An 8577-nucleotide genomic window follows, 5' to 3' on the forward strand; every position below is an offset into this window, starting at 1 on the left:
GCCGCGAAGGTGGGCCCGACCCGCCTGATCGACAACGTCCGCGCCCGCCCACGCGCCGCACGCGGCCCCGTGCGGCCGTCACCGCGGTGAACGACGGTGTCCCCGTCCGTGGTGATCTTCGCAATGATCGTGAGTGCGGTTGTGCGGGTGGTTGTGCGGCCGCAGGTTCGCGCCCTGAGCGTGGACGCCAGCCTCCCCAGGCCCTACGGTGGCACATCAACTGCCCTGCAGTCACCGCCGTCCTACACCCTCTGACCAGCTGCGACACGCTCGCACCTACGTCCCCCGCACCACTGCGCAGTACTGCCCGGCCGGCCGTCACCGGCCTTCCGCCCGGCCGTCCCGCCGCCACGCCGCACCCGGTCGCCACCGGAACCGGCCTGGCGGCGGCGGGTTCCGGGCATTCCATCGGATTGGTCACCCAGCGCACCGAGGGCCTACCGTAGAGTGAGCACAGATGATCGACCGTCAGAAACCCATCTCCCTTTCCGAGAAGCCGAGATGACCAACCGTCACGAGAGTTCCGCCGAGCCGCCCCCGGGGCCCGGCGAGCCGGCGGACGTACCACTGGAGTTCACCGCGTTCTGCGAACTCCACCGCCCCCGGTACCTCAGCTACGCGCGCGTGTGGCTGACCGAGCACAGCGCCGCGGCCACCGCCGTCCAGCAGGCCTTCGCGGAAATCGCGGTGCACTGGCGGGAGTTGATGGGCAGCTCCAACCCGACCGCGCAGGCCTGGGAGATCCTGCGCGGCACCGTCTCCGCCCACACCCGCCGGGTGACCGCCGACCCGGACCGCCACCCGGCCGACGACGACCTGGCGATCCTGCACTACGTCGTCGGCCTCGCCGCCCCGGAGATCGCCGACGTCATCGGCACCGACGCCGCCAGCGTGGCCGGGCGGCTGCGCCGCACCATGCTGCGCGAGGCCTCCGGCTGGTGACCCCGCGCCCCGGCCGCCTCCACGGCCACCGCGGCCACCGCGGCCACCGCGGTTTCTGCCGCCCCTGCCGCCACCGCCGCCTCCGGCCGACCGGCCTCAGACCCGCTCGCCCGTCACGTCGAACAGGTGGTGCACGGGGTCGTGGATCAGGTACCGGGAGAACGAGTCGACCGTGAACCGCGCCCCGTCGCTCCGGTTCCCGGTCCGCGCCCACTGCTCACCGGCCACCCCCTCGAAGGCCGCCGCGAGCGTCTCCGCGGCCTCCGCCAGCTCCCCGGCCACCACCCGCGGGTCCTGCTCCCCGTAGCGCTCGGCGACGGCCGTCGCGTCCTGGTCCCAGTTGGGGAACAGCGGGCCGTCCTGGTCCAGCATCAGGTTCAGCCGGACGTGGAACAGCCGGAAGACGTCCCGGACGTGGCACGCGTACTCCAGCTCCGACCACACCCCCGGGGCCGGCCGCCGGCGCACCCCGTCCGCGTCCCCCGCCAGCACCGTCAGCCAGCCCTCCGCGTTGGCCCGGACCATCCCGGCGACGTCCTCCCGGGCCACCCCCGGGGTGTCCAACCCGCAGTCGGGGCAGGGGCGTTCCAGCACCCAGGTCCAGTCCTTGGTGTCCGGGACGATCCCGTCGGTGGTGGCGGCGGCGGTGTTCACGGCGGTGCTCACGGCGGTGCTCACGGCGGTCGGCGTGCTCTCAGGAGTGCTCATGGGCCCAGCATCCCCGCCGCCGGACGGGCCCCACCAGCGGCAAGGGCGCCAGCGGTCGCCGAAATGCTGCCACCCCCGGCGCGCTCACCTCACCGCGCGCCCCCGTTCCCCCGCACGCTCCAGCCCGGTGCCCACCCGCCCCCGGGACAAAACTCGTGGACGAACCGGAAACCGGCCGTCCATCCTGGGTGCCATGACCGCCGACCTCGCCGACCTGGCCGCCCTCGCCGTGAAGCCCACCCTGCACGGCCCCACCGTCCGGCTCGTCCCGCTCGACGAACGGCACACCGACCCGATGTGGGAGCTCTGCGCCGACGAGGAGACCAACCGGCTCACCGGCACCCGCACCGCCTTCACCCGCGACCGGATCCACCAGTGGTGCGCCACCCGCCGCGACCAGCCCGACCGCCTCGACCTCGCCGTCGAGGACCCCGCCACCGGCCGCTTCCTCGGCGAGACCGCCCTCACCGACGTCGACCCCGACAACGCCTCCGCCAGCTTCCGGATCGCCCTCACCCCGGACAGCACCGGCCGCGGCATCGGCACCGAGACCACCCTCCTGGTCCTGCGCCACGCCTTCGAGACCGTCCGCCTCCACCGCGTCCACCTCGAAGTCTTCGAGTACAACGAACGCGCCGCCCACGCCTACCGCAAGTCCGGCTTCACCCTCGAAGGCCGCTCCCGCCAGGCCCACCACTGGGACGGGCGCTACTGGGACGTCCTCCAGATGGCCGCCCTACGCCCCGAATGGCTCGCCACTCACTGACCCGTCCCCCCGTACGGCGGCTGCGGGTACCCCCCGCCGGCCGCCCGCCTCCGCCGCCGCCCCCGCACCACCAGCGCCACGACTAGCGCCACGACGCCGGCCAGCAGACCCACCAGGCCCACGCGGACCCAGAGCACGAGCGAACGGTTGTCGCCCGCGCTGTCCCCCTCGGGGACCATGGGCTCGACGGACGGCTCCTCGGTCTCCTCGTCCACCGGAGGCGGCGTGCCCTTCGCCTCCATCCGCCCGATCAGCGGGTTCTCCCGAGGCCCGTTGTCCACGGCGGGATTCGCCTCCAGGGCCTTGGCCGGCGCGACGATCCCGTAGCCGTACCGGCTGTCGGGCAGCGTCGCCGCACCGGCCGGGCGCGTGGCCGACTTGATCATGCGGTTGATCACCTGCCCGGCGGACAGGTCGGGGTACTTGGACCGGATGAGCGCCGCGGTCGCGGAGACATAGGCGGTGGAGTCCGAGGTGCCGTTCCTCCGCTCGTAGCCCGTCGATGATTTCAGCGCGGAACGGTAGATCCCCACACCGGGTGCGGCAAGTGTGGTCTCGGCACCCTCGCTGGACCGCTCCCACACGACCCCGCTGGAGTCCACGGCCCCCACCGCTACGACACCGGGAAGAGCGGCCGGGTACTCGACTCCCAGACCGGACCCGCTGTTGCCCGAACTGGCGACCACCACGATGTCCTTGGACACCGCGTAGCTGACCGCTTTACGCAACTTCGTATCGAAGCGGGAATACCCTCCGAGGGAAATGTTCACGACCTTCGCACCACGGTCCGCCGCGAATCGAATCGCGTCCGCCAGGTCGTTCTGCTGAGGATCGGGAGTCGACTGCGGGTCGACGGTGGACTGGGAGTCCGGGCCGTCGCCACCGGACTTGATCTTCACCGGAAGGATCTTCGCCTTCGGGGCAAGACCCATGATCCCCTCCTGGGAGCCATGTCCGTGCCCTGCGATCAGGCTCGCCATCCCGGTCCCGTGACCGTCGCTGTCCACTCGACCGTCCGTGTTGCCCCCCGAGAAGTCGCCTCCGGGAAGCACCTGTCCGGTCAGATCCGGCTGATTCTGATTCACCCCCGTGTCGACCACGGCGACGACCACACCATCACCCTGACTCGTCGGCCAGACCTTCGTCTCTGCCTCGAACGCTTTCAGAGCCCATTGCTGGTCCCTGATCTGATCGGCCGATGCCACCGGCGCGGCGACACCCCAGATCAGTGCTCCGGCAGCAATGGCCGCCGTACCACGTACCAACCGGCGGCTCGTCAAGCCTGGTCACCCCACTCAGCGCGGCATCCCGCAGGTCACCGACCTGCGGGATGCGATCAGAACCGTTGTCCGCCAACGGACCGGTTTCATTCCACCACGTTCGGATTCGCGGGCTTGTCCGACGCCCAGGTCTCGTCGTCCTCGACGAGGTAGTCCGGCCGTTTGCCGTCCTTCCCCCGGTCCTTCTTACGCCCTTGCGCTCCGCTCAGCGGGACACCGGGAGACACGCCGTTCGTGCTCGCGACGGTCGGCTCGCCCCTGAGCCGGTTCCGCGCTCCCAGCCCGGACCCGCCTTCCGTGAATGCCTGCTTGCCCTGTGCCCCGCCGGGCCTCGCCGTCTCCCCGGCAACGCCCCCAGGTCGGGCCGGTGATCCCCCGGCCTGCTTACCGCCGGGCGTTCCACGGCCTCCGGCGCCGATGCCCGGAGAGACCTCAGCGGAACCGCCGAGCGCCCGGGCAGCACGCGGGCCGGAAGCCTCGACCGGCACCGCGCCGGCCGAGACCTCCCTACCGCCAGGGCCGGTCCGTCCCGGACCGATGATCGGCCCGGCCGGAGAGGTGGTCGTCGGTCCGGCAGTCCGAGGAGTCTCCGGGCCGCCGGCGCCCCCGAACGGTCCGGTGGGCCCTCCGGTCTGCACGAGATCCAGTCCGGAGGTCTGCGTCCCGGCAAGCGCAGGGTTCGGCAGGCTTCCGCTCACGGGGGCCACCGGCTTACCGGAGATTCCGTCTCCGGAGCGGCTCGGAGGGACCGCCGGCTTCGACGGAGATTGCGCCGTACCGCCCTTGATCCCCGAGTCCGTCGGAGCCGGAGCACTCCTCGCCACAGACCGCGCCGCCACCGGCGGCTGGGAGGTCCGGCGCTGAGGAGCCGGGGCGGTCGTCGCCCGCGTCGACGCTCCCGTCGCCCCGATCGAGGTGCCCGACACCACCGCGGCCGCCGTCGCCGCAGCTCCACTCGGATCACCCTGGGCTGCGTCCGTCGGATCGTCCCGGATCTTCTGCCCCGGCCTCAAGTCCACCGGCGGTGGGGCCTTCAGGGCCGGGGTGGCGATGCGGTAGTGCATGGCGAGGGTCTGCATGATGGCGGCCGCTTCGGCCTTCTTGCGGTCGGCGACGGGGATGTGTTCGTCCTCGTCGCCGAAGAGGGCGTCGCCGACGGTGTCCTTGACCTTGTCCCAGTTGCCGGGTTCCTCGGGCATGTCGCGCTTGGCCTTGGCCATGGCCTCGGAGGCGCTGTGGAGGATGTTGGCCGCGTCGTTGGCGTAGGCGGCGGCGTTGTTGATGCTGGCGGCCAGGGTGAGCATGCGGGTGTGGAAGGCGTCGCTGGTGGTGCCCTCCCAGGAGGTGGCGGCTTCGGTGCTGGCCTTGGTGAGGGTGAGGCGGATCTGCTTGAGGGTGTCGGCGGCCTTGCGCCAGGGGTCGCCGGCGGCCATCACCGCACCGGGGTCGAGGGCCTGTGCCATCGTGCGGAGCTGGGCGTGGCTGTATTTGGTGAAGTCGGTGTAGACCACGGGCGGTCGGCCTCCGTTCGGTCCGGGCGGGCGGCGGTCAGACGGTGGCGTTGCCGCGGGTGGACGGGGTGCGGTTCTGCTCGGCGGCGGCCCGGCTGCTCGCGGAGGGGTGGGCGACGGACCATCCGTCGTCGCCGAGCTTGAGCTTGGCGGCCGTGTGGTGGTCCTGCTCCTCGTAGTTGGTGGCGGTGAGGTCGGCCTTCCGCTGGGCCTCGTTCACGGCTTCCTGGAGCTGGTTGAGGACGTCGCGCAGCGCGTCCCGCATGGTGCCGTAGCGGCCGTGGATCTCGGTGGCCTCGGCGAAGGTCCCGAAGGCGTTCTTGCCGATGCCGCTGCGGCCGTGCGCGTCGGTCCCGTCGGCGTGCTTCTGGAAGTCCGCGAGCAGCAGCCGGACCTGGCCGGCGAAGGCGCGGAGTTGTTCGACCTCGATGCGGTAGCCCTGTCCGGCTCCGCCGGTAGAACCGGTACCGGTGCTCCCTGCTCCCATGTCGGCGCCTCCCCCGTTGCGTCCGTCCCTGGCGGTCGGGGCCGGGCCCCGGTGTCTCATGTCTAACACACCGGGCCCGAATCCCGCCCGGGGCTTGGTCAGTTCGCGCTCGTCCCGGTCCGCTGGGCGTCGGCGAGGGCGCGCCGGCAGAGCGAGTCGGCGTGCCGGGTGGTCTCGGGGAGGCGGTAGTGGCGGGCGAGGTCGAGGGTGGTGCGGACGGCGGTGTCCAGGCCGGTCCGGTGGCCGACGGAGACGAAGACGGGCTTCACGCCGGCCCTGGTGCGGACGGCGCGGCCGACCTCCTCGCCGGTGGCGGGGTCGGTGAGCGGGCTCCAGGAGCCGCGGGGCGCGTCGGGTTCCCGGTGGTCGAAGGTGAAGGGGGTCTTGGCGACGCCGACGGTGCGCAGTCCGGTGAGGACGCCGAGGTGGCTGGCCAGCCCGAGGCGGCGGGGGTGGGCGAGGCCGTAGCCGTCGCAGACGACGGTGTCGGGGGTGCGGGTGAGCGCGGCCAACGCGTCGAGGACGGCGGGGAGTTCACGGAAGGCGAGCAGCCCGGGGACGTACGGGAAGGCGATCCGGCCGACGGCGGTGGCCTGTTCGACCACCTCCAGGGTGTCCCGGTCGAGCAGGACGGCCGCGGCGGCGACGAGGTCGCGGTCGTCGTCGTAGGCGACGTCCACGCCGGCGATCAGTTCGCCGGAGCCGGCGTGGACGTGGGCGTGGACGTGGCCGGGATCGTCGTGGGCCTGGACGAGCGGGCGCAGCCGCTCCTGTTCGGCGAGCGCCTCGGCCTCGGTGGTGGGCCAGTCGGCGGGGATGGGCATGGTCGGTTCCCCCGGGTGCGGTCGTGCGCGGTGTGCGGTCGTGCGCGGTGCGCGGTGGTGCGCGATTCACGGCGGTGCGGTTTCACCGTACCGAGCGGCCCGGACGACCCCGGGGTGAGCCCGTGCGCCCCCTGTGCCCCCGCGCCCGGGGGCTAGCCTGGACGTGCCCGTCTCCCCCACGGGCAGGACCACTGGATCCGGCACCACCCCCGCCCGTTCCCCCCGACGTGCGAAGGACCTCCGCCATGCCGCGCCCCTCCCTCGCCCAGGCCTGCCTCGGCTCGTTCACCGTCGTCGCCACCACGGTGGCACTGCTGGCCGTCGCGGGCGCCTCGGGCGTCCTGGCGGTCTCGGTGCTGGTGGGGTTCGCGCTGGCGCTCGGCACCGTGGTGACGGTGCTCTCGATGTCCGCCGCCGCGGCGAGGGCCGCCACCGAGGCTCCGGACCCCGCGGCCCCGGCCACGGATCCGGCGGAGGCGGCCACCGCTGCCGCCGGGCACGCGTACGCCCGGCAGCGCTGATCCGCCGCCGGGCGCCGGTGCGGCCGGCCGGGCCGCTCAGACCTCCGTGGTGACCACCACGGTCTTCGCGGCCTTGTCGTGCAGGCACTGCCGGTAGGGCTTGTCGAAGACGCCGAAGAACCCGTCGACGATCCACCAGAGCGCGGCGCAGCAGAGCACGGCCGGGAGGATGAACACGGCGGAGCGGGTCCAGGCCGCGGACGGGGTGGGCGTGCTCCCGTCGACGAGCATCGCGACGCGGATCTTCATCGCCTTCCGGCCGAGGGTCCGGCCGTCCCGGCTGAGCATCAGGGCCTCGTAGACGAGGTAGACGGCGCAGCCGAGCCAGAACGCCTCGGTGGAGCCGTTGCGCGTGCTCAGGTCGCTGAAGGGCCCCACCACGATGACGCCGATGACCTGCATCAGGACGTAGTCGATCAGCCGGGCGAGGATCCGCTTGGACCAGGTGCCGATCGGCGGCATGCCGGGGACGGGGCCGGCGCCGGGGGTGCCGTACGCGCCGGGCCCGTAGCCGGTGCCGTAGCCGGACGGCGGCTGGTCGTACGGGTCCTGGCCGTAGGGGTTCCGACCGGGAGTGGGCTCGTCGTACGGGCTCCCGCCGTAGGTGCCCCGGTAGGCGCCGGGACCGCCGGACGAGCCGCCGGAGGAGTCACCGGACGGGCCGTTGGACGGGGTCGGGCCCGACGGCTCGCCTTCCGGCGTGCCGCCGCCCGGCTGCGGGGGCTGCTTGTCGAAGGAGGGCTTACCGCCCCCCTCCGGCTGGGGGCCTGAGGGGTCGTGGGTGCTCATGCCCCCGAGTAGAACATCGCGGATTCTCGATGTTCGGGACATTTTGTCCGTTTTGCCCTGGGCCCTACGCGCCTCAGCCGCGCACCACCCGGGTGCGGGCCGCGCGGTCCTGCCACCCCCGCCGCCCCACCCGGTCGAACACCGGCCAGACCAGGCCGAGCAGCAGCACCGTGCCCAGTTGCCGGACGGCCCACCGGAGCAGTGAGCGGCCGAGGCTCGGTCTGGTCAGGGCGGCCGGGGAGGCGGCGTCCACCACGCGGATCCGGGCCAGCCGCTTGCCGAAGGTCTGGCCGGTGCGGGCGACCGGCAGCACCTCGTAGAGCAGGCTGACGAACAGCAGGATGCCGATCAGCACGGCGATCTTGCCCAGCACCACGTCGTCCACCAGCCAGACCTGGATCTGACGCCGGGTGAGGGCGCTGGCCATCCGGGCCTGGTCGACCTTCCGCTGGAGGTGGTCGGTCACCGAGCGGCTGAGCGGGATCGCGGCGGCGACCGCGACCACCAGCAGCACGGCGGTGTCCACCGTCCGCGCCGCCAGCCGACGGCCGAGGCCGGCCGGTCTGACGACCCGGGTGGTCCGGGCCCGGGAGGACGCGGGGATGGTCGCGGTGGCGGACGGTCGGGGCTGGACGGCGGTCTCCCGGACCGTCCGTACGGCGGGCAGCGGGGCGACGGTCGCGGCGCTCGCGACGGCCCCGGCCGCGGGCTTCGGGGCGACCGCCACCGCCCCCGGCGCCGGGGCCCGG

10 protein-coding genes are annotated in these 8577 nt (G+C 73.2%); 3 read left to right on the forward strand and 7 right to left on the reverse strand.

The features are described from left to right. Positions 1-501 precede the first annotated feature (501 nt). The gene (locus ABZW03_RS31940; protein ID WP_355266042.1) at positions 502-942 is read left to right on the forward strand and encodes a hypothetical protein; all 441 of its coding nucleotides are present in this window, start codon (positions 502-504) and stop codon (positions 940-942) included. Between the two features lie 96 nt (positions 943-1038). Here ABZW03_RS31940 and ABZW03_RS31945 read toward each other — a convergent pair whose 3' ends face one another. Next, positions 1039-1650: a DinB family protein gene (locus ABZW03_RS31945; protein WP_355266045.1), complete on the reverse strand. Its 612-nt coding sequence runs from the start codon at positions 1648-1650 to the stop codon at positions 1039-1041. Between the two features lie 193 nt (positions 1651-1843). Here ABZW03_RS31945 and ABZW03_RS31950 point away from each other — a divergent pair, with 193 nt between their 5' ends. Beyond that, positions 1844-2416 carry a GNAT family protein gene (locus ABZW03_RS31950; protein WP_355266047.1) on the forward strand — a complete coding sequence of 191 codons (573 nt, stop codon included), beginning with the start codon at positions 1844-1846 and terminating at the stop codon, positions 2414-2416. On the opposite strand, the gene mycP is transcribed toward ABZW03_RS31950, so the two are convergent. The 4 genes from mycP to ABZW03_RS31970 all read right to left on the reverse strand — a co-directional run bounded on the left by mycP (position 2410) and on the right by ABZW03_RS31970 (position 6518). Beyond that, positions 2410-3696 carry a type VII secretion-associated serine protease mycosin gene (gene mycP / locus ABZW03_RS31955; RefSeq protein ID WP_355266050.1) on the reverse strand — a complete coding sequence of 429 codons (1287 nt, stop codon included), beginning with the start codon at positions 3694-3696 and terminating at the stop codon, positions 2410-2412. The genes ABZW03_RS31950 and mycP overlap by 7 nt on opposite strands. 86 nt (positions 3697-3782) lie before the next feature. Then, positions 3783-5207, reverse strand: a complete 1425-nt coding sequence (locus tag ABZW03_RS31960; protein ID WP_355266053.1) for a hypothetical protein — start codon at positions 5205-5207, stop codon at positions 3783-3785. A 37-nt stretch (positions 5208-5244) separates the two neighbouring features. Next, positions 5245-5694 carry a hypothetical protein gene (locus tag ABZW03_RS31965; protein ID WP_355266056.1) on the reverse strand — a complete coding sequence of 150 codons (450 nt, stop codon included), beginning with the start codon at positions 5692-5694 and terminating at the stop codon, positions 5245-5247. Between the two features lie 98 nt (positions 5695-5792). Further along, complete coding sequence (locus tag ABZW03_RS31970) at positions 5793-6518, reverse strand: endonuclease V (protein WP_355266059.1); 726 nt, start codon at positions 6516-6518, stop codon at positions 5793-5795. Positions 6519-6763: 245 nt separating this feature from the next. On the opposite strand from ABZW03_RS31970, the gene ABZW03_RS31975 reads away from it, so the two are divergent. Beyond that, positions 6764-7039: a hypothetical protein gene (locus ABZW03_RS31975; RefSeq protein ID WP_355266062.1), complete on the forward strand. Its 276-nt coding sequence runs from the start codon at positions 6764-6766 to the stop codon at positions 7037-7039. A gap of 36 nt (positions 7040-7075) precedes the next feature. Here ABZW03_RS31975 and ABZW03_RS31980 read toward each other — a convergent pair whose 3' ends face one another. Then, positions 7076-7828 (reverse strand): RDD family protein, encoded by a 753-nt coding sequence (locus ABZW03_RS31980; protein ID WP_355266065.1) that lies wholly within the window; start codon positions 7826-7828, stop codon positions 7076-7078. 73 nt (positions 7829-7901) lie between these two features. Then, positions 7902-8577: RDD family protein (locus tag ABZW03_RS31985; RefSeq protein ID WP_355266068.1), on the reverse strand; the 676-nt coding region annotated here is incomplete at its 5' end.

The sequence above is a fragment of the Kitasatospora sp. NPDC004799 genome, from assembly GCF_040609095.1.
GTDB lineage: Bacteria > Actinomycetota > Actinomycetes > Streptomycetales > Streptomycetaceae > Kitasatospora.